The following is a 26,810-nucleotide window of genomic DNA, read 5'->3' as shown; positions in this document are numbered from 1 at the left end:
ATCATGCGCTTTTCGTCAACGGCGACGCGAGCGGCGGAGCCTTCGAGTTCGGCGAGGCCTTCGGCGACGTCGAGTTTGTCCAGGGCGGCCTTGGCGCGCACGATGGCGGCGGAGTCACTGGCGGTGACGGCGCGGGCTTCGATGGCGGCGGCGGCGCCGGCACCGTCGAGGCGGTCCATGTTGGCTTCGGTGGCGTGGCCGGCGTTGGCGCCTTTGGCGGCTACTTCGCCTTCTTCTTCTTTGTCGAATTCGTCCCAGCTCAGCATGACGTGTCGTCTCCTGCGTGAGGGCTCAAAGGTGCCCGTGTGAAACCGGATGGTTGGGTGTTCACACGGCCCAGAGGCCGCGGTGGATCTTAAGGAATCGTTTGTTGCAACAGCTCGCGCAGGCAATTAAACGGAATAGGGTTACGGGTTCTGCTTGAGGCTTGAGGTGCGCAGCAACAGATGCAGGCTCGCGCGGAGGCCTCAGGTCTGGCTCTTCATCCCAGTGTAAAGGGATATTGCAGGCCCGATTTACCCGCGCATTATAGGGAAAAAATCGGCTTTGTGTTGCGGCGGATGGTCACGATTGAGGGCCAAAATGCTGTGGTTTTCGGCCAGAGCGTGTGTTTGCAAGGGTTTGCTGGGGTAGGAATTTTTTGACGGGCGGTGGGATAGTTTTTGTAGGGCTGTGGGCGGGGGAATTGAGGAGGGCTGTGTGGGGTGTGTTTGGCTGGGATCGCCATCGCAGGCAAGCCAGCTCCCACATTGGGTGGGCGGTGGGCCAGAGGGCGGTTCTTGGCCGCAAGAACGATTTCTTGCGGCGACCAAGATCCGGGTTTAAATCTTTCTGAAAAAGTTATTACCCGTTAGAGCAACCATTGCCCATCACTTGATAATTAAGAATATGACGCTGGCCTTGTGAGTCTTCATATTCCATTTGTACCGGTACAACGTTGCAGACATCCGGGATGTTGCTCATGGACAATACTTTGGCCACATCCAAGTGTGTGCTGTAAGTGTAGTCTTCAACGATCGGTGGGTTCTGTCCGGCCAGCTCAGTCGGGGCTTCGTCGGCCAGGGCGGCGGTGGCGCACAAGCTGCAGAGGGCCAAAACTACTAACGCTTTCATTTCTGTATTTACCTTCTTCAGGGCGAAAGGGGTCACGGGGCCCTTATGAGGCCACGTGTGTAACTTTAAAATTGGGAAGTTCGGATTAACGTTGCCTTGGTGGGGGCTGTTACGGTGTTAATCACGTTGCCTTGTTGGCGGAGTTGATTTTAGGCCTGCGGGTTATATTCATATACCCGTGCTTTTGATAAACACTATTGGCGGTTTTTGTAACAATCCCGTGGTAAAGGTTTTTTCATCAGGCGCCAAAGCCGCGCAGGCCGTGGGCCAGAGCCCTGAAAGGGCATAGCAGGGCATTTTGTAGGGGCTTGTTACTACCATCGTCGAATGGTTCTATGGGGCTGCCCCGGCTACAACAGGGGCCATACAACAACAACTATGTCACCGAGGTAAGAAAGATGAGTGCGGCTTCCCTGTACCCCGTTCGCCCCGAAGTAGCAGCCAACACGCTGACCGACGAGGCGACCTACAAGGCCATGTACCAGCAGTCGGTGGTCAACCCCGATGGCTTCTGGCGCGAGCAAGCCAAGCGCCTTGACTGGGTCAAGCCTTTCACCGCGGTCAAGCAGACCTCTTTCGACGACCACCATGTCGACATCAAATGGTTCGCCGACGGCACCCTCAACGTTTCCTACAACTGCCTGGACCGCCACCTCGCCGAGCGTGGTGATCAGGCTGCGATCATCTGGGAAGGCGATGACCCTTCCGAAAGCCGCACCATCACCTATCGCGAGCTGCATGAAGAAGTCTGCAAGTTCGCCAACGCCCTGCGCGGCCAGGATGTGCACCGCGGCGACGTGGTGACTATCTATATGCCGATGATCCCCGAAGCCGTGGTCGCCATGTTGGCCTGTACCCGCATCGGTGCGATTCACTCCGTGGTGTTTGGCGGTTTTTCACCGGAAGCCCTGGCCGGTCGCATTATCGACTGTAAGTCGAAGGTGGTGATCACCGCCGATGAAGGCATCCGCGCCGGTAAGAAGATTCCGCTGAAGGCCAACGTCGACGACGCGCTGACCAACCCGGAAACCAGCAGCATCCAGAAAGTCATCGTGTGCAAGCGCACCAATGGCAACATCAAGTGGAACCAGCATCGCGACATCTGGTACGAAGACCTGATGAAAGTGGCGGGCACTGTGTGTGCGCCAAAAGAGATGGGCGCCGAAGAAGCGCTGTTCATCCTTTACACCTCGGGCTCCACCGGCAAGCCTAAAGGCGTGCAGCACACCACCGGCGGCTACTTGCTGTACGCAGCCCTGACCCACGAACGCGTGTTCGACTACCGCCCAGGTGAAATCTACTGGTGCACCGCCGACGTCGGCTGGGTCACCGGCCACACCTATATCGTCTACGGCCCGCTGGCCAACGGCGCGACCACGCTGCTGTTTGAAGGCGTGCCGAACTACCCGGATATCACGCGGGTGGGCAAGATCGTCGACAAGCACAAGGTCAATATCCTCTACACCGCACCGACCGCGATCCGCGCGATGATGGCTTCGGGCACCGCCGCCTGTGAAGGTGTGGATGGCAGCAGCCTGCGCCTGCTCGGTTCGGTGGGTGAGCCGATCAACCCGGAAGCCTGGGACTGGTACTACAAGAATGTCGGCCAATCCCGTTGCCCGATCGTCGACACCTGGTGGCAGACCGAAACCGGCGCCACCTTGATGAGCCCGCTGCCGGGTGCCCACGCACTCAAGCCGGGCTCGGCGGCACGCCCATTCTTCGGCGTGGTGCCGGCGCTGGTGGACAACCTCGGTAACATCATCGAGGGCGCTGCCGAAGGCAACCTGGTGATCCTCGATTCGTGGCCGGGCCAGGCGCGCACGCTGTATGGCGACCATGACCGTTTTGTCGACACTTACTTCAAGACCTTCCGTGGCATGTACTTCACCGGCGACGGCGCGCGCCGCGATGAAGACGGCTACTGGTGGATCACCGGGCGCGTGGACGACGTGTTGAACGTGTCCGGCCACCGCATGGGCACCGCCGAGATTGAAAGCGCCATGGTTGCGCACCCGAAAGTCGCTGAAGCGGCGGTGGTGGGTGTGCCCCATGACATCAAGGGGCAGGGCATCTATGTGTATGTCACGCTCAAGAATGGCGAAGAACCGAACGAAGCGCTGCGCCTGGAGCTGAAAAACTGGGTGCGCAAAGAGATCGGGCCGATTGCCTCGCCGGATGTGATCCAGTGGGCACCGGGTTTGCCGAAAACACGTTCGGGTAAAATCATGCGCCGGATTCTGCGCAAGATCGCCACAGCCGAGTATGACGGGTTGGGAGATATCTCCACCTTGGCCGACCCAGGTGTGGTGGCGCATTTGATTGAGACGCACAAGACCATGAACGTCGCGTAAGGCGGGCTGGGTCAGATAAGGCCCCATTCGGCGTGAGCCGGGTGGGGCTTTTTTGTGCGGCTTGGTCCGACCTCTCCGGCGAAACCGGATCACTGTGGGGGCTTGCCTGCGATGAGCATGGGTATCGACACAACGTTTGAAGGCAGCCATTTCTCCTGTGGCGAGCAGGCTTGTCCTGCGTTGGGCTGCGAAGCAGCCCCTGACCCAGACGCTGAGTTCTTTCAGGAAAACTGCAGTGCCTTTACTGGGGCCGCTTCGCAGCCCAACGCAGGACAAGCCTGCTCGCCACAACAGCCCACCTGCCAACTAACCGGTTGTATAGATACCTATGCTGCGATGAGGGCGTATCAGGCACAGGCGGGTTAGCTGACAGGCCGCTATCGCAGGCAAGCCAGCTCCCACATCTGGAATGTGTTTCACGGCCGGAGTCTGATCGTTCCCACGCTCCGCGTGGGAATGCCGCCATGGACGCTCCGCGTCCGCTCTTGGGGCGTGACGCAGAGCGTCACAGGATGCATTCCCACGCGGAGCGTGGGAACGATCTGTGCGCAGGCCAATAAATATCGGTTTCTTTCGTAGGAGGTTTCTGAATGTTACCGTCCAGCCTAAATGTGTAACCCCACGCCCAATCCTGAGGCAATGTGCTACGCCTGCGCCCCGAAAACCCGCGTTTTAGACACCCTCACAAATAAGATTAAACGCCAGACTTGCCGTGCTAGAAGGGTTTGCGAATAATAGGCCCGCAATTTGCAGCATCAACAGGTTTAATATCTTTTGTCTCTGCATAAAATTCAGAGGCTGTCAATGAGCTGGAACCGCTTTCTCGGTGCTTCTGTAAATTGTTGTCGCATTGAGGAAATATCGGCTTCCGGCCTGTCGTTAGAATGCCGATCACTCGCTCGTCGTCTCCTGTATCAATTTGGGGTAGGACGCAGCACCGCTATTCGGTTTCACTTAAGTCGCATCGTGGGCCACGGCTCATTCTGCTTTTTGCCCCATACCGATGGAGTCCCAAGATGAAGAAACTTGTGCTGTTGGGCGCCCTGGCGCTGTCCGTGCTGTCCATGCAGGCCTTCGCTGATGAAAAGCCTCTGAAAATTGGTATCGAAGCGGCTTACCCTCCGTTTGCCTCGAAGGCGCCGGATGGCAGCATCGTCGGTTTTGACTACGACATCGGTAACGCGCTGTGCGCAGAGATGAAGGTCAAGTGCGTATGGGTCGAGCAGGAATTCGACGGCCTGATCCCTGCGCTCAAAGTGCGCAAGATCGACGCGATCCTGTCGTCCATGTCCATCACCGAAGACCGCAAGAAATCCGTGGACTTCACCAACCGCTACTACCTGAGCCCGGCGCAGCTGGTGATGAAGGAAGGCACCACCGTCAGCGACAGCCTGGATGAACTCAAAGGCAAGAAAATCGGCGTGCAACGCGGTTCGATCCACGATCGTTTCGCCAAGGAAGTCCTGGCCCCTAAAGGCGTCACGGTTGTGCCTTACAGCTCGCAGAACGAAATCTACCTGGACGTGGAAGCCGGTCGCCTCGATGGCACCGTGGCTGACGCCACCCTGCTGCAAGACGGCTTCCTGAAAACCCCGGCCGGTAAAGGCTACGCGTTCGTGGGCCCACAGTTCACCGACGCCAAGTACTTCGGTGACGGCATCGGCATCGCTGTACGCAAAGGCGACAAGGCCGAGCTGGACAAGATCAACGCTGCGATTGCCGCGATCCGTGCCAACGGCGAATACAAGAAAATCCAGGACAAATACTTCGACTTCGATATTTACGGCGCTGACCCTAAGTAACTCGTCGCAGCTGTCTGTCCAGAATGGCGCAAGCAACAGAAGATTCTGAAGTTTGCGCCATTTTTTCATCCCCCTTTTCGAGGACCTGAATCATGTTGAACGGCTACGGGGCTGTCATCCTCGATGGCGCATGGTTGACGCTTCAGCTCGCCTTGTCGTCCATGGCCTTGGCCATTGTTCTGGGTCTGATCGGGGTCGCGTTACGCCTGTCGCCGGTGCGCTGGTTGGCTTGGCTGGGTGACTTGTACTCCACGGTGATCCGCGGGATCCCCGACCTGGTGCTGATTCTGCTGATTTTCTACGGCGGCCAGGACTTGTTAAACCGCGTCGCGCCGATGCTTGGCTATGACGACTATATCGACTTGAACCCCTTGGCCGCCGGTATCGGCACCCTGGGTTTCATCTTTGGCGCCTACCTCTCGGAAACTTTCCGTGGCGCCTTCATGGCCATTCCCAAGGGCCAGGCCGAGGCCGGCCTTGCGTATGGCATGAGCAGTTTCCAGGTGTTTTTCCGGGTGATGGTGCCGCAGATGATCCGGCTGGCGATCCCTGGTTTCACCAACAACTGGCTGGTACTCACCAAGGCCACCGCGCTGATCTCGGTGGTGGGCCTGCAAGACATGATGTTCAAGGCCAAACAGGCGGCAGACGCCACCCGTGAGCCTTTTACCTTCTTCCTCGCAGTGGCGGCGATGTACCTGGTGATCACCAGCGTGTCGTTGCTGGCCCTGCGTTATCTTGAGAAGCGCTACTCGGTAGGCGTAAGGGCGGCTGATCTATGATCTTCGACTACAACGTCATCTGGGAAGCCATGCCGCTGTACCTTGGCGGCCTGGCAACCACCCTGAAACTGTTGGCCATCTCGCTGTTCTTCGGCCTGCTTGCTGCCTTGCCCCTGGGCTTGATGCGCGTGTCCAAGCAGCCGGTCATCAACGGTGTGGCCTGGCTCTACACCTATGTGATCCGCGGCACGCCGATGCTGGTGCAGCTGTTTTTGATCTACTACGGCTTGGCGCAATTCGAAGCCGTGCGCGAAAGCTTCCTGTGGCCGCTGCTGTCCAGCGCCACGTTCTGCGCGTGCCTGGCGTTTGCGATCAACACCAGCGCCTACACCGCCGAAATCATCGCCGGCAGCCTCAAGGCCACGCCGAACGGTGAGATTGAAGCGGCCAAGGCCATGGGCATGTCGCGCTACAAGCTGTACCGCCGCATCCTGCTGCCGTCGGCCCTGCGCCGGGCGCTGCCGCAGTACAGCAACGAAGTGATCATGATGCTGCAGACCACCAGCCTGGCGTCCATCGTCACCTTGATCGACATCACCGGTGCTGCACGCACCGTGAACGCTCAGTACTACTTGCCGTTCGAAGCCTATATCACCGCCGGCGTGTTCTACCTGTGCCTGACCTTTATCCTGGTGCGCCTGTTCAAGTTGGCCGAGCGCCGCTGGCTGAGCTACCTGGCTCCACGGAAGCACTGATATGGAACGTATCGATCACCTGCTGCCCTGGGGCCACCTGGGGTGTGAACGCCAACTGAGCGTCTTTCGTTTCGGCACTGGCGAGCGCAAGGCCTATATTCAGGCCAGCCTTCACGCCGACGAATTGCCGGGCATGCGCGCGGCGTGGGAGCTGAAAAAGCGCCTCACCGAACTGGAACAGCAAGGCGCGCTTAACGGCGTGGTCGAGCTGGTGCCGGTGGCCAACCCGATGGGCCTGGGCCAGTTGCTGCAAGGCAGCCACCAGGGGCGTTTCGAAGTCGGCAGCGGCAAGAACTTCAACCGTGATTTCGTCGAGCTGAGCGCGCCGGTTGCCGAGTTGCTCAAGGGCAAGCTGGGCGATGACCCGCACGCCAATGTGCGCATGATCCGCCAGGCGATGACCGACGCACTCAACGCACTGCCCGCGCCGAGCAGCCAGCTGCAAGGCATGCAGCGCATCTTGCTGAGCCACGCCTGCACCGCCGATATCGTCCTGGACCTGCATTGCGACGCCGAAGCCGCGTTGCACATGTATGCGTTGCCCCAGCACTGGCCGCAGTGGCGCTCGTTGTCGGCGCACCTGGGTGTGAAAGTCGGCCTGCTGGCGGAGGACTCCGGCGGCAGTTCGTTTGATGAGGCTTGCTCGCTGCCGTGGTTGCGTCTGTCACAGGCGTTCCCCGAGGCACAGGTTCCACTGGCGTGCCTGGCGACTACCCTGGAATTGGGCGGCCAGGCCGACACCGGCCGTGATGAAGCGATTTTCCACGCCGAAGGCATCCTCGCGTTCCTGGCCGAGCAAGGCTTGATCACCGGCCAATGGCCGGCGCCGCAGTACGACGCGTGCGAAGGCTTGCCCTTCGAAGGTACCGAGTTGCTGTTTGCGCCCCATGCCGGTGTGATCAGTTACCTGCGTAAAGCCGGTGACCGGGTAGAAGCGGGCGATGAGATTTTTGAAGTGATTGACCCTCTGACCGACCGCGTCAGCATTGTCTGCGCGGGGACGTCCGGGGTGTTGTTTGCCGTTGAACGGCTACGTTATGCCCAAGCGGGTTTCTGGCTGGCCAAGGTGGCGGGGCGCGAAGCGCTGCGTCACGGGCGCTTGCTCAACGACTGACCACCTGTTTTTGTGAGAACCGACCGCATGTACAAACTTGAAGTCCAAGACCTGCATAAACGCTATGGCAGTCATGAAGTGCTCAAAGGCGTGTCCCTGGCCGCCGCGGCCGGTGATGTGATCAGCATCATCGGTTCCAGTGGTTCGGGCAAAAGTACCTTTTTGCGCTGCATCAACCTGCTGGAGCAACCCCACGCCGGCAAGATTCTGCTCAACAACGAAGAGCTGAAACTGGTGGCCAACAAGGACGGCGCCATGAAGGCCGCCGACCCTAAACAATTGCAGCGCATGCGTTCGCGCCTGTCCATGGTGTTCCAGCATTTCAACCTGTGGTCGCACATGACTGCGCTGGAAAACGTGATGGAAGCGCCGGTGCACGTGCTGGGCATGTCGAAAAAAGACGCGCGTGAGAAGGCCGAGCATTACCTGGCCAAGGTCGGCGTGGGCCATCGTAAGGATGCGTTCCCCGGCCACATGTCCGGCGGTGAGCAGCAGCGCGTGGCGATTGCCCGTGCCCTGGCGATGGAGCCGGAGGTGATGCTGTTTGACGAACCGACCTCGGCCCTCGACCCGGAGCTGGTCGGCGAAGTGCTCAAGGTGATGCAGGACCTGGCCCAGGAAGGCCGCACCATGGTGGTGGTAACCCACGAAATGGGCTTTGCCCGTGAAGTGTCGAACCAGTTGGTGTTTTTGCACAAAGGTATCGTCGAAGAACGGGGTAACCCGCGTGAAGTGCTGGTGAACCCGCAGTCCGAGCGGTTACAGCAGTTCCTTTCGGGTAGCCTGAAATAATCAAGACTGCTTTTGTGCACCGAGTTAGTGCATGCTGCGCAGCTTTAAGGTTGGCCTCGATCCCCGGTGGGAGCTGGCTTGCCTGCGATGGCGGTGGGTCAGTTTGCCTCTCTGGCACAGACACGCCGCCATCGCAGGCAAGCCAGCTCCCACATTAGATCTCATATGGTTTGAGATTTGTGTTGGTTTCCGGGCTAGCATTGGCCCTTGTCTTCATCACCGTTCTTCGTTTCGGATAGCACTCCATGACCGCCCATAAAATTGGTTTCCTGATTTGGCCCAGCACAAAAGCACTGACGCTTGCGCTGGCTGAGGAGGCTTTGCGCGTTGCTCAGCGGGTGCATCCGGACGTGGTGTACGAACTGTCGTTTTTGCAGGCCGAACCGCGCACCGAGGGCGACTGGCAATTGCCGGGCGAGCCCTGGGCCGGCAAGCTCGAAGGTTTCCAGAAGCTGTTCCTGCTGGCGGATGAGCCGCCGACCGTCATCGCCTCCCAGCTCAGCAGCGCGCTCAAGCAGCTTGTGCGGGCTGGCTGTGTGATTGGTGGCTTGTCGGCGGGCGTGTATCCCTTGGCTCAGTTGGGTTTGCTCGATGGCTACCGCGCCGCCGTGCATTGGCGCTGGCAGGATGACTTCGCCGAGCGTTTCCCCAAGGTGATTGCCACCAGCCACCTGTTCGACTGGGACCGCGACCGCCTGACCGCCTGTGGTGGCATGTCGGTACTCGACCTGTTGCTGGCGGTGCTGGCCCGTGATCATGGCGCCGAACTGGCGGGTGCGGTCTCCGAAGAGCTGGTGGTGGAGCGCATCCGCGAAGGCGGCGAGCGCCAGCGCATCCCCCTGCAAAACCGCCTGGGCTCCAGCCATCCGAAGCTGACCCAGGCCGTGCTGCTGATGGAAGCCAATATCGAAGAGCCGCTGACCACCGACGAAATCGCCCAGCATGTGTGCGTGTCGCGACGACAACTCGAGCGCATCTTCAAGCAATACCTCAACCGCGTTCCCAGCCAGTATTACCTGGAACTGCGCCTGAACAAGGCGCGCCAGATGCTGATGCAAACCAGCAAGTCGATCATCCAGATCGGCCTGTCGTGCGGCTTCTCCTCGGGGCCGCACTTCTCCAGCGCTTACCGCAACTTTTTTGGCGCCACCCCGCGTGAAGACCGCAACCAGCGGCGCAGCAGCAGCCCGTTTGAATTGTCGTCGGTGCCCTCCGAGCGCGGTTGAGTGGTCCTTATTGTTCGGCTTCTTCTTCTGATGCGTCGGTTGACGACGTTGGGCTCAGTTGCGCGCGCTGCCTGACCTCCGGGATGCCAAAGTCCACTGCGGTGCGGTTGTAATACGGCACCAGCAGGGCGATCGTTTCAGGCGAGAACGTATTGCCGCCGAGAACAAAACCGTCGGCCCTGTCCGCAGCCACCTCAAGCAGGTCCGTGGGAAGCTCGGTTATCCGGTTGTTTCTCAGGTCCAGTTGGTCGAGGGATGGCAGGTTGAACGTCCCGTTGGGCACCTCGGTAAGGCCGGCATTTTCGATGATCAGGCTGGTTAACCCGGACATCTTGCTGACGTCGGGCGTGATGCCCAAGGGGTTGCCACTGAGGTCCAGGTACTCAAGGTTTTGCAGGTCGCTCAAGGCGTCGGCGCTGGTTGCCGTCAACCGCATACGGCTATGGGACATGATCAGTGTCTTGAGCTTGGGCAGCTTGAACACATCGGCAGGAATGTCCGGCAGGGCATAACGATGGATGTGCAGGGTTGCCAGGTTGGGAAAACGCACAAGAAAGCCTTCGGGGATTGAGGTGGCTTGCTCTGCGCTCAGCTCCAGCTTCGTCACATGTTTAAAGTCCACATTCAGCACCGGTAAATCGCCGAGCAACGGTAGGTTCAGGGCCATTTCATGGTCGGTGGTCGGCGGCTCCTGGCTTGAATCCAGGCGGGTCTCCCGTCGCCAGCTTTCCTCCAGCAAGGCCTTGAGCTGGTGGCGAAGCAGTTGCTGTTGTGCGCGCACGCCTTCGTCCATGGGCGTGTCCAGGAACGGGTAGCGGTCCGGTATATCCAGTGTCCACTCCTGCAAGTCTGTTTGCAGTCGTTCGTAGTCGGCTTTCAAGCGCACGAGTGCGGGCATTGAATCATCCAGCCCACCGGGCAACCTGAAGATAAAATTATTCGCCTCCTCGTCAGTGAAGGTGGGGTAAAGCTCATTGACCAGGCGGCGCTCGAAGGGGTTGGCGTCTGCGCCGAAGTGTTCGCCGGTTCTCTGGCAATAGCGTTTGATCTTTTCCAGGGTGGCGCGTGAAAGGGGGTTGCCCGACAAATCAAACGCTCTGGCTCGTTCGGCGGGCAGGCTGAACAGGGCCTCCGGCAGCCTGCTCAGGTAGTTGCCGCTGAGGTCGGCGCTTGTGAGCTGAGGGCGATTGATAAGGTGTTCGGGGAATAGTGAAATATGCGTCTGGCTGAGGTTCAGCGTCTGCAGCTCAGGCATTTGCCCAAGGTTGGGGGAAAGTGACAGCTGGAAGTTGCGGGAAAGGTCCAGGCTTCTCAATTGGCTCAAAGTGGCCAGTTGCGCGCGGGTCTGTGTGGTCAGGTTCAGGTTGCAATTGCTCAGCGTCAGACGATTGAGTTGGGGGTACGCCATGACCTCGGGAGGCAGCGTATTGAGCGCTATATCGCTGATCTCCAGGGTGCGCAGATTGGGAAAGTGGGCCAAAAAGGCGGGAGCGCCCTGGGTGGTGTGATAACCCTTCAAACTCAGGTGGGAGATGTGATCGAAGTTGGCGTTGAGGGTGGGCAGTTCGCCGTACAAGGGCGCGTCGAGTTGCAATTGGCGGCCAAGGGCAAATTCGCCGTCCTGCGGGATCTCGTGTCGCCAGGCGCGGAGCAGTTGGTGGGTCCAGATCCAGCGATGGAGTTTCTCTTCGGCAACCGTTGAGGAAAAAAGCGGTACGTCGGTGTTGAGGAACGTTTGGGACAGGTTGGCGCGCCAGGTCGCCAGGTCGGTTTCCAGCTGTGAGTATTCATTCTTCAAGTATCGCAGCGTCTGCAGGGGCGAGCCGGGGTGGTTGCGCATGACGCTCAGTACATAGTTCACTTCTGCCGGGTCGAGGCTGGGGTACAGATCGTGTAATAACAGCGCCTCAGGGGTGCTGCTGTGATCAGCGGCGCTGGCGTCGTAACCCTCCATGCCGCCGGGCAGGCGCATCAGCCTGGGGTCGTAAAAGGGCTTGCGCACAGGCGCATCTGCCAGCAGATCCCCCAGCGGCTCACGGGCCAGCGCGTACTGGCGCAGGGTCAGTTTGAGCTGTGGGCCCTGGCCAATGTGGATACCCAGCGCGTCGCGCTGCACGTCGGGCAATGCCTGGAGCACGGCGGTATAGAGGTCGGTTTCGCCGAACAGGGTGCCCTTGTCGTTTTCGGGCACATAATCGCCGTCGATCGTGCGCACCAAGGTGCGCACGATAGGCGCATGGGGCGGGCCGACGCTGTCCCGCAGTGTGCCGGTGCGGCTGAAGTCGCGCACTTCCAGGCGCACCTGTGGCGACCAGCCCGGCAGTTTTTCCAGCGAGTGCAGCGCGAGTCGTTGTGTGTCGCTGCTTTCCAGGGCGTCCATGTACAAGCCTTCGTACGCTCGGCTGATCCTGACCTGGTGCGCCGCCCAGCGTGCACGCTGCGCCAGGTGCACTGGCAGGTCGCCTTGATCCATGGCCAGCAAGTCTTGGCGACTGGCGCCGAACAGCACGTCGTGCGCCGCGCTGGTGGGCAGGCCGGGCGTGCTATCGATGAGTTTTTGCTGGCGCGGGTCATCAGTGGTTTCCAGCCCTCGGTAGCGCGAGTCGAACAATGCAGCGCGCTTGGCCTGGGCCTGGCGTGCCAGCTGTTTACGCAGTTTGGCCGCGCGCACAGACAGGTGGGCGGCAGGCGTACCGAATGGTTCCTCAAGCAGGGTTTTGCGTTCCGATTCGTCCAGGGTTTCCAGCAGGGTTTTGAGCAAGTCACCGTTTTTCATCTGGGCTTCATGGACTTGCGCCACCGCCGCGTTTTCCTGGCCTTTATGCTCCCAGACGGTCTCACCTTTGGCGTTGAGAAAGCGCAAGGTCTTGGTCTCGGGCCACAGGCCGGTCTGGCTCAGCAGCCACAGCTGGGTTTGGGGGTCGGCTTTTTGGTACTGCACAGGGTCGTCGCTGCTCATCTGGTCGATAAAGTCTTGCAGCTGCTGGTCAATAGCGACGCGCTTGAGGGTGTCAGCCAGCAGTGGCGGCGGGGGCTGACGGTCCATATGCAGCTTGCGCAGGGCGGCATCCTCGGAGCCGCTGATGCGATGCACCCACTCCAGCCGCGCCTCACTGAGTGTGTCGGCGGGTGGGCCGAGTCGACGCAGCAAGGTGCTGCGATCCCAGGTCAACGGGCGATCTGCCGCTGTCAGCCAGGCACCCTGGCCATTGCTGATGATGGGCGGGCGATAGGCGTGTGCACGGCTGGGATGGGCAAGGAAGGCGCTGCCCGATTCCTGCTGGATGCACAAGTGTTGCCCATTGAGGGCCAGCACCTGTTTGTCCGCATGGGCATGCAGCCCCTCGTTATTGGGGCGCGATTCAGGCGGCAGTTGAATGTCATGGGCGTAGGGCGCCAGGTCGGGCCTCCACAGGCGGGTCTCGCCGTCGGTTGTGACCGGGGTGAGCGCTTCAAAAAAGCTCCACACCTCTTCGGGCAGTGCCTGGCGCAGCAACCCTTTGGCAATCGGTGCGCCGATTGCGAACAGGCCCAGTTGCACCATTTGCTCGAGGATCGACATCAAGTGCCCGAAGGCCTCGCGCTTGAGCCCTTCGGCCCAATCGACGATGCCCTCGAATGCGTCGTCGAGCAGTTGGTAGGCGGTGTAGCCCAGCATCAGCGCGCCCAGGGGCGGCAGAAAAGGGGTCACGATAAAGGCGGCGACTTCGACAATGGCCTTGGCGACCTTCTGCACAGCGTCCCAGCGTTGCCAGCGTGCCTTGCTGTCGGCGTCTGCGGTGGGGACGGCGATCACCCGCGCGTCATTGAGCAGCTTGTCGAGCTTGGTCTCGTAGAGGTGTTCGTAAAGCTCGCCGGTGATTTTTGTCGCATAAAACTGCAGGTTGGGGCGGGTCACCGGTTCATCGCGCCAGGTGGGGCGCGGGTCGCCGGGCTGCGGCGAGTGCCAGACGACCTTGGACAGTCGGCTGTTGAGGTCTGCAAAGAAGTAGCCACGCTGTTCATGGTTGACGAAACGGCTGAAAAACGCCTGGTAGTCGGTATCGCGCAGCTTGTCGGCCAGGTCGCGCATGAACGCGGTGCCATCGGCGTAATACTTGAGGGGCGCCAGTGGGTCGCCCGGAATGTACGCCACCATGGGTACTGCGCTCCGGTGCAGTTCCAGGTCGGCGGCGAACAGGACGATGCCGGTCAGCGGTGCGCCCATCAGGCTCAGGTCGTGGTTGAGCACAATCTTGCCCTGGAGTGTCAGGCCGCGGATGCCGTCCAGTTGTGCCTGGAGTGTGCGCAGTGCCGATTCGCTCACGTCTTTTTTCAGGCGTGCCATGTGCACGCTGGTGCGGGCCTCGGCTTTGAGGTTGTCGATCACCTTGTCGCGCAGCGAGGTTTTGAGGCTGGCGTCCTGGAAGCCGAAAAAGCCCTTGAGGTAGCGTTGGTACTGCGCGCCGATGTCCAGTTCCCGGCACAGTCCGACGAATTGCGCGATGCTGATTTTTTCGGTCACAGCGGGCAGGGTGTCGAATTGCCCAGCGGCTGAGGGTTGGGTGATGAAGGTGGAGTCGGTGGTGTAAGCGGCTTTTTCGCCTTCGGCGGCGTCGAAATTGTGCAGCGCTGCGTCCACCAGCGACACGGTCCAGGCCTTGACGCCTCCCGAGTCCACAGGAAACAACGGTATCGTCGAGGGTGCGTAGAGGCGCAGGTAAGTGGCGCTGACATCCAGCTCAAGGCCAAAGCGCGACTTGAGCCCCTGTTGCAGCAAGGGCGCCGCGAATGCTTGCGGCGTCTGCAGCGCCGCCAGGGCGGTGTCGAGCTGGTTTTGCGTGGCCCAGTGCGCGGCCATGGCTTGCTGCAGGGGCGCTTGTTGCTGGCGGCGGGTGCCGGCCTGCCAATCGGCAAACTCAAGCGGGGTGCTTTTCAAGGTCTCGCGCCGTGCGCTTGAGGCGTTGCCCAACCATTGCGGCAGGCGGGTGTGAACCCCGGCGGGCACCCTGTCGGCGGCGCGGGTGAGGTGTGGGAGGAGCGTGGTTTGAGTCAGGGTGGTCACGGGGCTGATCCTTCAGTGAGTGGCGTTCCCGACATCACAGCAAGCCTGATCGGCACCAGGGAGGCAGATAGTTAATGCAACCGGCTAAAATCAACCGGCAACGCCCCTGCCTCTGAAGCGACGCAGCGTTTAAACTGCGCCATTGCGACGCTATTTGTCGCATTGGCGTAAACCCGCCAAAAACGCGGGTTGGCGCTATAAGAAGTTGTCGCTTGGCGGCAAGGCTGCACTGAAAACTGTCCTTACAATCCCTGCATCGCTCGCCAGTTCCAGGCGGGCGTTCCTCTTCAGGAGACTCCGATGTCCGTTGAGCAAGCCCCGGTGCAACGTGCCGATTTCGACCAGGTGATGGTGCCTAACTACGCACCTGCCGCCTTTATCCCCGTGCGTGGCGCAGGTTCGCGCGTGTGGGACCAGGCCGGTCGCGAGCTGATCGACTTTGCCGGCGGCATCGCGGTCAACGTATTGGGCCATGCCCACCCGGCGCTGGTCGGTGCACTGACCGAACAGGCCAACAAGCTGTGGCACGTCTCCAACGTGTTCACCAATGAGCCGGCCCTGCGCCTGGCGCACAAGCTGATCGACGCCACCTTTGCCGAGCGCGTGTTCTTCTGCAACTCCGGCGCCGAAGCCAACGAGGCCGCATTCAAGCTGGCCCGTCGTGTCGCGTTCGACCGTTTCGGCACCGAGAAGTACGAGATCATCGCCGCGCTGAACAGCTTCCACGGCCGTACCCTGTTCACCGTCAACGTCGGTGGCCAGTCCAAGTACTCCGATGGTTTCGGGCCTAAAATCACCGGCATCACCCATGTGCCTTATAACGACCTGGCCGCGCTCAAAGCCGCCGTGTCGGACAAGACCTGCGCCGTGGTGCTGGAGCCGATCCAGGGCGAAGGCGGCGTATTGCCGGCCGAGCTGGCTTACCTGCAAGGCGCCCGCGAACTGTGCGACGCCAATAACGCGCTGCTGGTGTTCGACGAAGTGCAAACCGGCATGGGCCGCAGCGGCCACCTGTTCGCCTACCAGCATTACGGCGTGACGCCGGACATCCTCACCAGCGCCAAGAGCCTGGGCGGTGGTTTCCCGATCGCAGCCATGCTGACCCGTGAAGACCTGGCCAAGCACCTGGTGGTCGGCACCCACGGCACCACTTACGGCGGCAACCCGCTGGCGTGTGCGGTGGCCGAGGCGGTGATCGACGTGATCAACACCCCAGAAGTGCTGGCCGGTGTGAACGCCAGGCACGACCTGTTCAAGGCACGCCTGGAGCAGATCGGCAAGCAGTACGGCATCTTCACCGAAGTGCGCGGCCTGGGCCTGCTGATCGGTTGCGTGCTGAGCGATGCGTTCAAAGGCCGTGCCAAGGACGTGTTCAACGCGGCCGAAAAAGAAAACCTGATGATCCTGCAAGCCGGCCCCGACGTGGTGCGTTTCGCCCCGAGCCTGGTGGTGGAAGAGGCGGACATCAACGAAGGCCTGGACCGCTTCGAACGTGCTGTGAAGACGCTGACGCAAGCTTGATGGACCGTTCGGCGCCTGGCAATCCGGGTGCCGAACAAAAATTCTAAAGGCCGGACCGGATCAAATGTGGGAGCTGGCTTGCCTGCGAAGGCGGTGGCACAGGCAACTCTGTGCTGACTGACACACCGCCATCGCGGGCAAGCCCGGCTCCCACATGGATGTGCTTACACCATCAGAAGGGGTGAGCAGGCCTCCTGTCCGGCATTTTTCCCTCTGTGAGTTTTTCGAGTTAAGGAGTGACACCATGCTGGTGATGCGCCCCGCGCAAATGGCTGATCTGGGCGAGGTACAGCGTCTGGCTGCGGACAGCCCGATTGGTGTCACCTCCTTGCCGGACGATGTGGAACGCCTGAGCGATAAAATCGCCGCCAGCGAAGCGTCCTTCGCGGCCGAGGTGAGTTTCAACGGTGAAGAAAGCTATTTCTTCGTGCTCGAAGACACCGAGACCGGCAAGCTTGCCGGCTGCTCGGCCATCGTCGCCTCGGCCGGTTACTCGGAGCCGTTCTACAGCTTCCGTAACGAGACCTTCGTGCACGCTTCCCGCGAGCTGAAGATCCACAACAAGATCCACGTGCTTTCCCAGTGCCACGACCTCACCGGCAACAGCCTGCTCACCAGTTTCTACGTGCAGCCTGCGCTGGTCGGTTCGCCGTGGTCGGAACTCAATTCCCGTGGCCGCCTGCTGTTCGTCGCCAGCCACCCCGAGCGCTTTGCCGACTCGGTGGTGACCGAAATTGTCGGCTACAGCGATGAGAACGGTGACTCGCCGTTCTGGGACGCCATCGGCCGCAACTTCTTCGACCTCAACTACGCCGCCGCCGAGCGCCTGTGCGGGCTCAAAAGCCGCACCTTCCTCGCCGAGCTGATGCCGCATTACCCGATCTACGTGCCGCTGTTGCCGGACGAAGCCCAGGAAGCCATGGGCCAGGTGCACCCGCGTGCGCAGATCACCTTCGACATTCTCATGCGCGAAGGCTTCGAGACCGACCACTACATCGACATCTTCGACGGCGGCCCGACGTTGCACGCACGGGTCTCGGGCATTCGCTCGATCGCCCAGAGCCGTGTGGTGCCGGTAAAAATCGGCGAGATGCTCAAGGGTGTCGGTCGCCAGTACCTGGTGAGCAACGCGCAGTTACAGGATTACCGTGCGGTGATGCTGGAGCTGGACTACGCGCCGGGCAAGCCCGTGACCCTGGACCTGGAAGCGGCCGAAGCGTTGGGCGTTGGCGAAGGCGCGAGTGTGCGCCTGGTGGCTGTTTAAGACTGAGTTTCGCGGGTGGCTGGTAACAGCGGCCCGTCTGAGGAGATAGCATGATCGTTCGTCCCGTACGCAGCAGCGATTTACCGGCCCTGATTGATCTGGCGCGCAGCACCGGCACCGGCCTTACCACCTTGCCGGCCAACGAAGAGCGCCTGACCCACCGGGTTGGCTGGGCGGAAAAAACCTTTCGCGGTGAAGCCGGGCGGGGTGATGCCGACTACCTGTTCGTGCTGGAAAACGACGAAGGCCGTGTGGTGGGGATTTCTGCCATTGCCGGTGCCGTCGGCTTGCGTGAGCCCTGGTACAACTTCCGGGTCGGCCTGACCGTCAGCGCCTCCCAGGAACTGAACATTTACCGCGAGATTCCGACGCTGTTCCTGGCGAACGACCTCACCGGCAATTCCGAATTGTGCTCGTTGTTCCTGCACGCCGATTACCGCACCGGCCTTAACGGCCGCATGCTGGCCAAGGCGCGCATGCTGTTTATCGCCGAGTTCCCGCAGCTGTTCGGCAACAAGATCATTGCCGAGATGCGTGGCGTGTCCAATGATGCCGGGCGCTCGCCGTTCTGGGAAAGCCTGGGCCGGCATTTCTTCAAGATGGAGTTCAGTCAGGCGGATTACCTCACCGGCGTGGGCAACAAGGCGTTTATCGCTGAGCTGATGCCCAAGTTTCCGCTGTACAGCTGCTTCCTGTCGGAAGACGCGCGCAATGTGATCGGCAAGGTCCACCCGGACACCGAGCCGGCGCTGAGCATGCTCAAGAGTGAAGGCTTCAGCTACCAGGGCTATGTGGATATTTTCGACGCCGGCCCGGCGGTGGAGTGTGAAACCAGCAAAATCCGTGCGGTGCGCGACAGCCAGTCGCTGGTGTTGGCCATCGGCACGCCGGGGGACGACGCCACGCCGTTCCTGATCCATAACCGCAAGCGCGAGGAGTGCCGTATTACTGCCGCTCCAGCCCGGCTGGCGGCAGGCACGTTGGTGGTCGATCCGCACACCGCCAAACGCCTGCAACTGGTGGTGGGTGATCAAGTGCGCGCTGTTGCGTTGTCTGCTGCTCGGGAGTCGAAATAATGAATTCGTTGTATATCGCAGGAAGCTGGCTGGCTGGCCAGGGTGAGCTGTTTGAATCGCGCAATCCGGTGACCCAGCAGGTGTTGTGGGCCGGCAATGGCGCCACTGCCGAGCAGGTTGAGTCGGCCGTGCAAGCCGCGCGTCAGGCGTTTCCAGCGTGGGCCAGGCGCCCGCTGGAAGAACGCATCAGCGTGCTGGAAACCTTCGCCGCCACCTTGAAAAGCCGCGCCGATGAAATCGCCCGTTGCATCGGTGAAGAAACCGGCAAGCCCCTGTGGGAGTCGGCCACCGAAGTCACCAGCATGGCCAACAAGATTGCCATCTCGGTGCAAAGCTACCGCGAGCGTACCGGCGAAAAGAGCGGCCCGTTGGGCGACGCCACGGCCGTATTGCGTCACAAACCCCACGGTGTGGTGGCGGTGTTCGGCCCGTACAACTTCCCTGGCCATTTGCCCAACGGGCATATTGTCCCGGCCTTGCTGGCGGGTAACACGGTGCTGTTCAAACCGAGCGAGCTGACCCCCAAAGTCGCCGAACTGACCGTGCAATGCTGGGTCGAAGCCGGTTTGCCGGCGGGCGTGTTGAACCTGCTGCAAGGTGCGCGGGAAACCGGCATGGCCCTGGCGGCCAACCCAGGCATTGACGGCTTGTTCTTCACCGGCTCCAGCCGCACGGGCAATCATCTGCACCAGCAGTTCTCCGGGCGCCCGGACAAGATCCTCGCGTTGGAAATGGGCGGCAACAACCCACTGGTGGTCGACGAAGTGGCCGATGTGGACGCGGCGGTCTACACCATTATTCAGTCGGCGTTTATTTCGGCTGGCCAGCGTTGCACCTGTGCCCGTCGTTTGCTGGTGCCGCAAGGCGCCTGGGGCGATGCGTTGCTGGCGCGTCTGGTGGCGGTCAGCGCGACGATTGCAGTCGGTGCATTCGACCAACAGCCGGCGCCGTTCATGGGCTCGGTGATTTCCCTCGGTGCGGCCAAAGCCTTGATGGACGCTCAGGAGCTGATGCTGGCCAATGGCGCCGTGGCCCTGCTGGAAATGACTCAGCCACAGGCGCAGGCCGCCTTGCTGACGCCGGGCATCATCGACGTGACTGGCGTGAGCGAGCGCGAGGATGAAGAACTGTTCGGCCCCTTGCTGCAAGTGATCCGCTACGCTGATTTTGCCGGGGCGATTGCCGAGGCCAACAACACTCAATATGGCCTGGCGGCGGGTTTGTTGTCGGATTCCGAAGCGCGCTACCAGCAGTTCTGGCTGGAAAGCCGTGCCGGTATCGTCAACTGGAACAAACAGCTGACCGGCGCTGCCAGTACTGCGCCGTTCGGCGGTGTGGGTGCTTCGGGCAACCATCGTGCCAGTGCCTATTACGCGGCGGATTATTGCGCGTACCCGGTGGCTTCGCTGGAGACCCCAAGCCTGGTGGTCCCGGCAACACTGACGCCGGGCATTACACTGATCTAAAGGTGGGAGCAGGCTTGTGTGGGAGCTGGCTTGCCTGCGATGCAGGCGACTCGGTTTTTCAGCCAAACCGAGGTGATGCCATCGCAGGCAAGCCAGCTCCCACACAAGTTCAGTGGTGTGTTCAAGTAACTTGATGCCTATAAAAACAGATGTTCGTGGAGCCTCGCCGATGAAATCCTGTGAAGTCAATTTTGACGGTCTAGTGGGGCCGACCCATAACTACGGCGGTTTGTCCTACGGCAACGTCGCGTCCCAGAGCAACAGCCAGCAGTCTTCGAACCCAAAGGAAGCGGCGTTGCAGGGCCTGCAGAAAATGAAAGCCCTGATGGACATGGGCTTTGTGCAAGGCGTGCTGGCGCCACAAGAGCGCCCGGATGTGGCGGCCTTGCGCAACCTCGGTTTCAGCGGCACTGACGCCCAAGTGATCCAGCAAGCCGCCAAGCACGCCATGCCGTTGCTGGTGGCCAGCTGCTCGGCGTCGAGCATGTGGGTGGCCAACGCCGCCACGGTCAGCCCGAGCGCCGACACCGCGGATGGCCGCGTGCATTTCACCGCTGCCAACCTCAACTGCAAATACCACCGCAGCATCGAGCACCCGACCACCAGCCGTGTGCTGGGGGCGATGTTTGCCGATGGCAAGCACTTCGCCCATCACGCCGCGTTGCCGGCGGTGGCGCAGTTCGGCGATGAGGGCGCCGCCAACCACACGCGTTTTTGCCGTGAATACGGTGAGGCCGGGGTTGAGTTTTTCGTGTTCGGCCGCAGTGCGTTCGACACCCGTTACCCGGCCCCGCAAAAATACCCGGCGCGCCAGACCCTCGAAGCCTCCCAGGCGGTTGCACGCCTGCACGGCTTGAAAGATGACGGCGTGGTGTACGGCCAGCAGAACCCGGCGGTGATCGATGCCGGTGTGTTCCACAATGACGTGATCGCGGTGGGCAACGGCGAAGTGCTGTTCTATCACGAGGACGCGTTCCTCAATACCGAGCAGATGCTCGCCGAACTGCAAGGCAAGTTGGGCAAGCTGGGGGGCAACTTCCAGTCGGTGTGTGTGCCGCGTGCCCAGGTCAGCGTCGAGGACGCGGTGCGCTCCTACCTGTTCAACAGCCAGTTGCTGACCCGCGCCGACGGCTCGATGCTGCTGATCGTGCCGGAAGAATGCCGCGCCAACGAGCGTGTCTGGCAGTACCTGCAAGGCCTGACCGCGTCCGGCGGGCTGATCCGTGAAGTGAAAGTGTTCGACCTCAAGCAAAGCATGCAGAACGGCGGTGGCCCGGCGTGCCTGCGCTTGCGCGTGGCCTTGAATGAAACGGAACTGGCGGCGGTGAACCCAGGCGTTATCATGACCGCGCCGTTGTACGAAACCCTGACCCAATGGGTCGACAAGCACTACCGCGACAGCCTGCGTGAAAGCGACCTGGCTGACCCGCAATTGCTGCTTGAGTGCCGGACGGCACTGGATGAACTGACGCAAATCCTTAAACTGGGCTCGGTTTATCCTTTCCAGATCAATTAAATCTGCCTCTTTTTACACCCTCTGCTGAGAACAATTTATGACCACCGACACCCTGAAACTGATCCTTGAAGACACCGACGGCACCCAGCTGGAAACCTCCTGCACCCGCGTCGCCGTGGTGTGGCAGGGCAAGGAAATCTGGATCCAGCACGACGGCCGTGGCCAACTGCTGATCGGCGTGGACGTGGAAGAAGGTGATGCCGAATACGCCAACCTGCTGATGCGCCCGCTGGCCACCAACCTGATGAGCCTGCAATTGGAAATGGAACCGGCCGACGTTGAAGGTGATGACGACGATCACGTCCATGGTCCTGGCTGCAACCACTAAGGAAGCTGCTTATGCTCGCCCTCGGCAAACTGCTTGAACTGACCCTCGCCGGTCGTGAACCGGCGCAAAAAATTCAACTGACTGTCGACGGCGTGCAGATGCGCTGGCTCAGCGAAGGCGCGCTTGAAGTGCGCCCGCCGCTGGCATTGGACAACGGCGGCGACCTGCTGCTGTCGTCCGGCATCCATGGCAACGAAACCGCGCCGATCGAATTGCTCGACCGCCTGTTGCATGGCATTGCCCGTGGGGAGATCAAGCCCCGCACACGTATTCTGTTCCTGTTCGGTAACCCCGAGGCCATGCGCCGCGGCGAGCGTTACCTGGAGCTGGACGTCAACCGGCTGTTCAATGGCCGCCACGAACAAAACATCGGCCCGGAGGCCATGCGCGCCGCCGAGCTTGAGCAGTTGGCTCGCAGTTTCTTCAGCCTGCCGGGCCGTTCGCGCCTGCATTACGACCTGCACACGGCCATTCGCGGTTCGAAGATCGAGCAGTTCGCGCTGTATCCGTGGAAAGAAGGGCGCCAGCATTCGCGCCATGAGCTGGCGCGCCTGAACGCTGCCGGTATGCAGGCGGTTTTGTTGCAAAACAAAACTTCGATCACCTTCACCGCGTTTACCTACGAGCAGCTGGACGCGGAGGCCTTCACCCTGGAATTGGGCAAGGCCCGGCCGTTCGGGCAGAACCAGGGCGTGGATGTGTCACGCCTGGAAACGCGCCTCAAGCAGATCATCGAGGGCAATGAGCCCGACACCGAGAGCCTCGATGGCCTGCAACTGTTTGCCGTCTCCCGCGAAGTGATCAAACACAGTGATGCCTTCCTGCTGCACCTGCCGGCGGATGTGGAAAACTTCTCGCCGTTGGCCAAGGGTTACCTGTTGGCCGAGGACGTGGCCAAGACCCGCTGGGTGATCGAGGAGGAGGGCGCGCGTATCATTTTCCCGAACCCGAAGGTCAAGAATGGCCTGCGTGCCGGCATATTGATTGTACCGGCCACTGAGCAAGGCCTGGCCTAGTCTGGCGTGTGATATTGCAGGCGTGGCGGTAGCCCAAGCTCTTTGCGCAACCCGTTTTCACTGAAAGCGGGTGGGTTGGTGTTGGTCGGTGGGGTACTGGGGTCCTGGTCGAAATCAAAAGGCGTAGCGGTGGTTGGCAGGCCGACGGCTTGCAGCTCGGCGTTGCGCATGGGTAAACGAGGTTTGGTGCCGTCGACGCCATCCGGGCTTTCGCCCCTGAAAAGCGTACCGCTGATGTTGTTGTAGGCGTGGCACAGCTCGTGGAACAGGTTAATGACACTGGGCGTGCCAGGGCGAATGTCGGTGGTGTTGTACCAGATTTTCCCACCGTAGGAAGGTCGCCCAGCTTGACCATTGTCGATAAAAGGCCAGTCGGCGCTGGCAGGGTCTGGAATGAACAGGCCGTTAGGTGCGGGATAGAACTCATGGATCGTGACCGGTAGCCCGCTGATTTTGGCGGCGCGTTCCAGTTCGGCCAGCACGCGTTGGCCGGTGGGAGAACTGAGCAGAAAGCGCAAATCGTCGTTGACCCGCTCAATGAATTGTTCGCTGCCCTGGACGCTAAGGCCGCTGTGTTCCAGTGCTTCAGGCTCCAGGTGGATGGCGTGGGACGCCAGCTCTCCGGGCGGCCAGTCGGTGGGCGTATCCGCGTGCAAGGCCAGGGCGCAATCCACCGTCAGGTCGCTTTTAAAGTTGAAATAGGTGATGTCGTTGGCTTTTAGCCCGGTGACATTCTTGCGCCCATCGCCGGTGTAAATGACGTTGCCGGCCGGCCCGGCCTTGATCCGATCATCGCCGGGGCCGCCGTTGATGACGTTGTGGCCAAGCCCGCCGTCGATACGATCATCGCCTGTGCCACCGTCGATATAGCTTGAACCATTGCCGCCGCTGATGATGTCGTTGCCCGGGCCGCCATACACGGTCATATGAATGTCCTGGTAGCCATGCACCTCATCCTCGCCTTCGCCCGCGTCAACGTGGCACGAGCCGCCGATGGCGGCGATGAAGTCGTTGCCCGCTCCGGTGTAGAGGCTCGCGTGTCTGGCGGCGCTCACCACTCGGTCTTCACCATCGCCGCTGAGGACAAACACCTGCACAATCACATCCTCTTCGATATGGATGCGATCAGCGCCGCCCTGGGTGTTCAAGACCAATGTCTGGGTGCGCCAGTTCAGAGTGACTTCGTAGCGAGACTGATTGATTTGAATACTCAGTGTCGAAAGCGCCCCGGCCGGCGGGTGGGCGGCAAAGATGTTGACCGTGTCTTGCCCGTCAAAGGTGGTCATGCACAGCTGGTCGATGGATTCATCCTTGAATAGTCTGCGCTCGATGCGCACGTTTTCGTTCTCAAGGATCAGGTGGAGTTCGATGAAGCCAGGGCCGCCAGGCCGTTCATTGGTAGGCACCCGCCCTGGGTTGGGGGTGAGTGTGTTGGCATCGATGACGTAGACGCCGTCGGCATTTGTGCTTGTATCCATGTCGCGGTTACTCCGTGTTCAAGTAAAGGAATTACCGCCTTACTTGACCGCAGGAGCGTGATGTTGAAACGGTAGATATGCACGCATCAAGCAAAACGCCCCGGCAAGCGAACTTGCCGGGGCGTTTTTGAGTGTGGCTGGATGTATCAGACAGCCAGTTTTTGCTCGCTGCGACGGATCGCACGCACCTTGTGCAGGGTGTCGGCGCAGGTGCGCGCGGCTTCCTGGCCTTTGTGCACGAAGTGCTCATAGAAGAAGGTGTGGTGCTCGCTGCCCGCGTGGAAGTGGTGCGGGGTCAGGGACACGGAGAATACCGGCACTTCGGTTTCCAGCTGAACCTGCATCAGGCCGCTGACCACCGATTGGGCGACGAATTCATGGCGGTAGATGCCACCGTCCACCACCAGCGCGGCGGCGACGATGCCGGCGTAACGGCCGGTCTTGGCCAGCAGCTTGGCGTGCAGGGGCATTTCAAAGGCGCCGCCGACTTCGAAGAAATCGATGTCCGATTCCTGGTAGCCCTGGGCGATCATTTCGGCGAGGAAGCCTTTGCGCGATTGGTCGACAATATCCTTGTGCCAGCAGGCCTGGATAAACGCGACGCGCTCGCCGTGGTGGTTTTTGCTTTTGCTGTCGATTGCGGTGGGTTGCATGTTCTGACTCCTGTTTAAGAAAAAAACAGGGCGTTATGAATCGAATGGGATTTCAAGGGTACGAACAGCGGCGTCATGCAGGCATGAGTTCAGCGCGCGGCCCTTGGGTGCCAATCCCGTTCTCTCTTCATCCGGACTATGACCGTCGGCCCCGGGATCACACCGGGTCTGCTGACCTTGTCGCCGTCCTGCGTGAGCAGTTCGAGGCGCCAAGCGCTCGCGGGCTATGCACATTGCGTGCAATTACCGCCGGTGGGGAATTGCACCCCGCCCTGAGAACGTTGCCACCAGAACCCTGGCGGCGGAGAGTTTTTAACATGCTTTTTCAGAAACTGCACGATCGCCGTATCGATAACCTATATCGGTTTGTTTGGTTGGTATTCGATTGAATGCACGTGGGGCTTGATATTGCGTGGCTTTGCCCGCAGTAATCGTCAATACGACAACAAAGTTCAGAGGCCCCCGGATGACCGTCATAGACCTGCGCAGCGACACCGTGACCCAACCCACCGCCGGCATGCTCGATGCGATGGCCACTGCCGTCAGTGGCGATGACGTCTACGGCGAAGACCCGAGCGTCAACCTCCTGGAGGCCGAGCTGGCCAAGCGCCTGGGCTTCGCTGCGGCGTTGTTTGTGCCAACGGGCACCATGAGCAACCTGCTTGCCTTGATGGCTCACTGTGAGCGCGGCGAGGAATACATCGTCGGCCAGCAGGCCCATACCTACAAATACGAAGGCGGTGGCGCGGCGGTACTCGGCTCGATCCAGCCGCAGCCGCTGGAGGTGCAAGCCGACGGTTCGCTGGACCTGGACCACGTACTGGCGGCGATCAAGCCGGATGACTTCCACTTCGCCCGCACCCGCCTGTTGGCGTTGGAGAACACCATGCAGGGCAAGGTGCTGCCGCTGGCTTACCTGGCCAAAGCGCGGGCGTTCACCCGTGAACACGGCCTGGCGTTGCACCTGGACGGCGCGCGGCTCTACAACGCGGCGGTCAAGCTCGGCGTGGATGCACGGGAGATTGCCCAGCATTTCGACTCGGTATCGGTGTGCCTGTCCAAAGGCCTAGGTGCGCCGATCGGCTCGGTGCTGTGCGGCTCCACGGCGTTGATCGCCAAGGCGCGGCGCCTGCGCAAGATGGTCGGTGGCGGCATGCGCCAAGCCGGCTCGCTGGCAGCGGCGGGCCTGTATGCCCTGGATCATCAGGTGCAGCGTCTGGCGGACGACCACGCCAACGCCCAATGGCTGGGGGATGCGCTGCGCGACGCCGGGTTTGAGGTGGAGCCGGTACAAACCAATATGGTGTACGTGCAGATTGGCGATCAGGCCCAGACGCTGAAGGCCTTTGCCGCCGAACGCGGGATCAAGTTGAGCGCCGCGCCGCGTCTGCGCATGGTCACTCACCTGGACGTCAGCCGGGCGCAGATGGAGCACGTGGTGCAGACATTTGTCGAGTTTTCCCGAAAATGATCGTGCAGACCGTCTAATTGACTGTTTCTATCACATAAACACGCTGTACCACCGGCAAAGGGCCGATATAATGCGGCCCTTTGCCGTCGCTCCGTCTGA

The 26,810-nt window shown here is 60.8% G+C and carries 19 protein-coding genes, 1 pseudogene and 1 riboswitch; of the genes and pseudogenes, 15 read left to right on the top strand and 5 right to left on the bottom strand.

Annotation, left to right across the window (positions count from 1 at the left end):
* Positions 1–266 (bottom strand): annotated as a pseudogene (locus ASE80_RS27495) (ribonucleotide-diphosphate reductase subunit beta); the annotation flags it as partial.
* A 577-nt stretch (positions 267–843) separates the two neighbouring features.
* Positions 844–1,113 carry a DUF2790 domain-containing protein gene (locus ASE80_RS27490; RefSeq protein ID WP_056861685.1) on the bottom strand — a complete coding sequence of 90 codons (270 nt, stop codon included), beginning with the start codon at positions 1,111–1,113 and terminating at the stop codon, positions 844–846.
* Between the two features lie 398 nt (positions 1,114–1,511).
* Between ASE80_RS27490 and acs the strand changes: the two genes are divergently transcribed.
* The 7 genes from acs to ASE80_RS27455 all read left to right on the top strand — a co-directional run bounded on the left by acs (position 1,512) and on the right by ASE80_RS27455 (position 9,878).
* The gene (gene acs, locus ASE80_RS27485; RefSeq protein ID WP_056861684.1) at positions 1,512–3,467 is read left to right on the top strand and encodes an acetate--CoA ligase; all 1,956 of its coding nucleotides are present in this window, start codon (positions 1,512–1,514) and stop codon (positions 3,465–3,467) included.
* Positions 3,468–4,483: 1,016 nt separating this feature from the next.
* Entirely contained in the window at positions 4,484–5,269 is a 786-nt protein-coding gene (locus ASE80_RS27480; RefSeq protein ID WP_017138432.1) for an ABC transporter substrate-binding protein, read from the top strand.
* A gap of 92 nt (positions 5,270–5,361) precedes the next feature.
* Complete coding sequence (locus ASE80_RS27475) at positions 5,362–6,051, top strand: ABC transporter permease (RefSeq protein ID WP_017138431.1); 690 nt, start codon at positions 5,362–5,364, stop codon at positions 6,049–6,051.
* Positions 6,048–6,746, top strand: a complete 699-nt coding sequence (locus tag ASE80_RS27470; RefSeq protein WP_056861683.1) for an ABC transporter permease — start codon at positions 6,048–6,050, stop codon at positions 6,744–6,746. The genes ASE80_RS27475 and ASE80_RS27470 overlap by 4 nt, the downstream gene beginning before the upstream one ends.
* Position 6,747: 1 nt before the next feature.
* Complete coding sequence (locus ASE80_RS27465; protein ID WP_056861682.1) at positions 6,748–7,860, top strand: succinylglutamate desuccinylase/aspartoacylase family protein; 1,113 nt, start codon at positions 6,748–6,750, stop codon at positions 7,858–7,860.
* Positions 7,861–7,887: 27 nt separating this feature from the next.
* Positions 7,888–8,652 carry an ABC transporter ATP-binding protein gene (locus tag ASE80_RS27460; protein WP_003214336.1) on the top strand — a complete coding sequence of 255 codons (765 nt, stop codon included), beginning with the start codon at positions 7,888–7,890 and terminating at the stop codon, positions 8,650–8,652.
* Positions 8,653–8,897: 245 nt separating this feature from the next.
* Positions 8,898–9,878, top strand: a complete 981-nt coding sequence (locus ASE80_RS27455; RefSeq protein ID WP_056861681.1) for a GlxA family transcriptional regulator — start codon at positions 8,898–8,900, stop codon at positions 9,876–9,878.
* 7 nt (positions 9,879–9,885) lie between these two features.
* On the opposite strand, the gene ASE80_RS27450 is transcribed toward ASE80_RS27455, so the two are convergent.
* A complete protein-coding gene (locus tag ASE80_RS27450) occupies positions 9,886–14,922 on the bottom strand; it encodes a leucine-rich repeat domain-containing protein (protein ID WP_056861680.1) in 5,037 nt (1,678 codons plus the stop codon).
* A 300-nt stretch (positions 14,923–15,222) separates the two neighbouring features.
* Between ASE80_RS27450 and ASE80_RS27445 the strand changes: the two genes are divergently transcribed.
* The 7 genes from ASE80_RS27445 (at position 15,223) to astE (ending at position 23,109) form a co-directional block, all read left to right on the top strand.
* Positions 15,223–16,443, top strand: a complete 1,221-nt coding sequence (locus ASE80_RS27445) for an aspartate aminotransferase family protein (RefSeq protein ID WP_056861679.1) — start codon at positions 15,223–15,225, stop codon at positions 16,441–16,443.
* Positions 16,444–16,687: 244 nt separating this feature from the next.
* On the top strand, positions 16,688–17,707 hold the full coding sequence (gene aruF / locus ASE80_RS27440; RefSeq protein WP_056861678.1) for an arginine/ornithine succinyltransferase subunit alpha: 1,020 nt from the start codon (positions 16,688–16,690) through the stop codon (positions 17,705–17,707).
* Between the two features lie 50 nt (positions 17,708–17,757).
* Positions 17,758–18,783: an arginine N-succinyltransferase gene (gene astA, locus ASE80_RS27435; RefSeq protein ID WP_056861677.1), complete on the top strand. Its 1,026-nt coding sequence runs from the start codon at positions 17,758–17,760 to the stop codon at positions 18,781–18,783.
* Positions 18,780–20,249 (top strand): succinylglutamate-semialdehyde dehydrogenase, encoded by a 1,470-nt coding sequence (gene astD, locus ASE80_RS27430; RefSeq protein ID WP_162238863.1) that lies wholly within the window; start codon positions 18,780–18,782, stop codon positions 20,247–20,249. The genes astA and astD overlap by 4 nt, the downstream gene beginning before the upstream one ends.
* Positions 20,250–20,418: 169 nt before the next feature.
* Positions 20,419–21,765 (top strand): N-succinylarginine dihydrolase, encoded by a 1,347-nt coding sequence (gene astB / locus ASE80_RS27425; protein WP_056861675.1) that lies wholly within the window; start codon positions 20,419–20,421, stop codon positions 21,763–21,765.
* A 37-nt stretch (positions 21,766–21,802) separates the two neighbouring features.
* Positions 21,803–22,093 carry a hypothetical protein gene (locus ASE80_RS27420; protein ID WP_003214319.1) on the top strand — a complete coding sequence of 97 codons (291 nt, stop codon included), beginning with the start codon at positions 21,803–21,805 and terminating at the stop codon, positions 22,091–22,093.
* Positions 22,094–22,104: 11 nt separating this feature from the next.
* The gene (gene astE, locus ASE80_RS27415; RefSeq protein WP_056861674.1) at positions 22,105–23,109 is read left to right on the top strand and encodes a succinylglutamate desuccinylase; all 1,005 of its coding nucleotides are present in this window, start codon (positions 22,105–22,107) and stop codon (positions 23,107–23,109) included.
* Here the strand turns inward: astE and ASE80_RS27410 are convergent.
* Positions 23,106–24,587, bottom strand: a complete 1,482-nt coding sequence (locus ASE80_RS27410; protein WP_056861673.1) for a M91 family zinc metallopeptidase — start codon at positions 24,585–24,587, stop codon at positions 23,106–23,108. The genes astE and ASE80_RS27410 overlap by 4 nt on opposite strands.
* A 146-nt stretch (positions 24,588–24,733) precedes the next feature.
* A complete protein-coding gene (locus tag ASE80_RS27405) occupies positions 24,734–25,240 on the bottom strand; it encodes a 6,7-dimethyl-8-ribityllumazine synthase (protein WP_056861672.1) in 507 nt (168 codons plus the stop codon).
* A 114-nt stretch (positions 25,241–25,354) separates the two neighbouring features.
* Positions 25,355–25,524: riboswitch (FMN riboswitch) on the bottom strand.
* Between the two features lie 182 nt (positions 25,525–25,706).
* On the opposite strand from ASE80_RS27405, the gene ltaE reads away from it, so the two are divergent.
* Positions 25,707–26,711: a low-specificity L-threonine aldolase gene (ltaE, locus tag ASE80_RS27400; RefSeq protein WP_056861671.1), complete on the top strand. Its 1,005-nt coding sequence runs from the start codon at positions 25,707–25,709 to the stop codon at positions 26,709–26,711.
* Positions 26,712–26,810: the final 99 nt, after the last annotated feature.

It is taken from the genome of Pseudomonas sp. Leaf15 (assembly GCF_001421425.1).
In the GTDB taxonomy this organism is placed as follows: Bacteria; Pseudomonadota; Gammaproteobacteria; order Pseudomonadales; family Pseudomonadaceae; genus Aquipseudomonas; species Aquipseudomonas salomonii.
The sequence above is the reverse complement of the archived record's forward strand: the minus strand, read 5'-3'. Positions and strand labels throughout refer to the sequence as shown.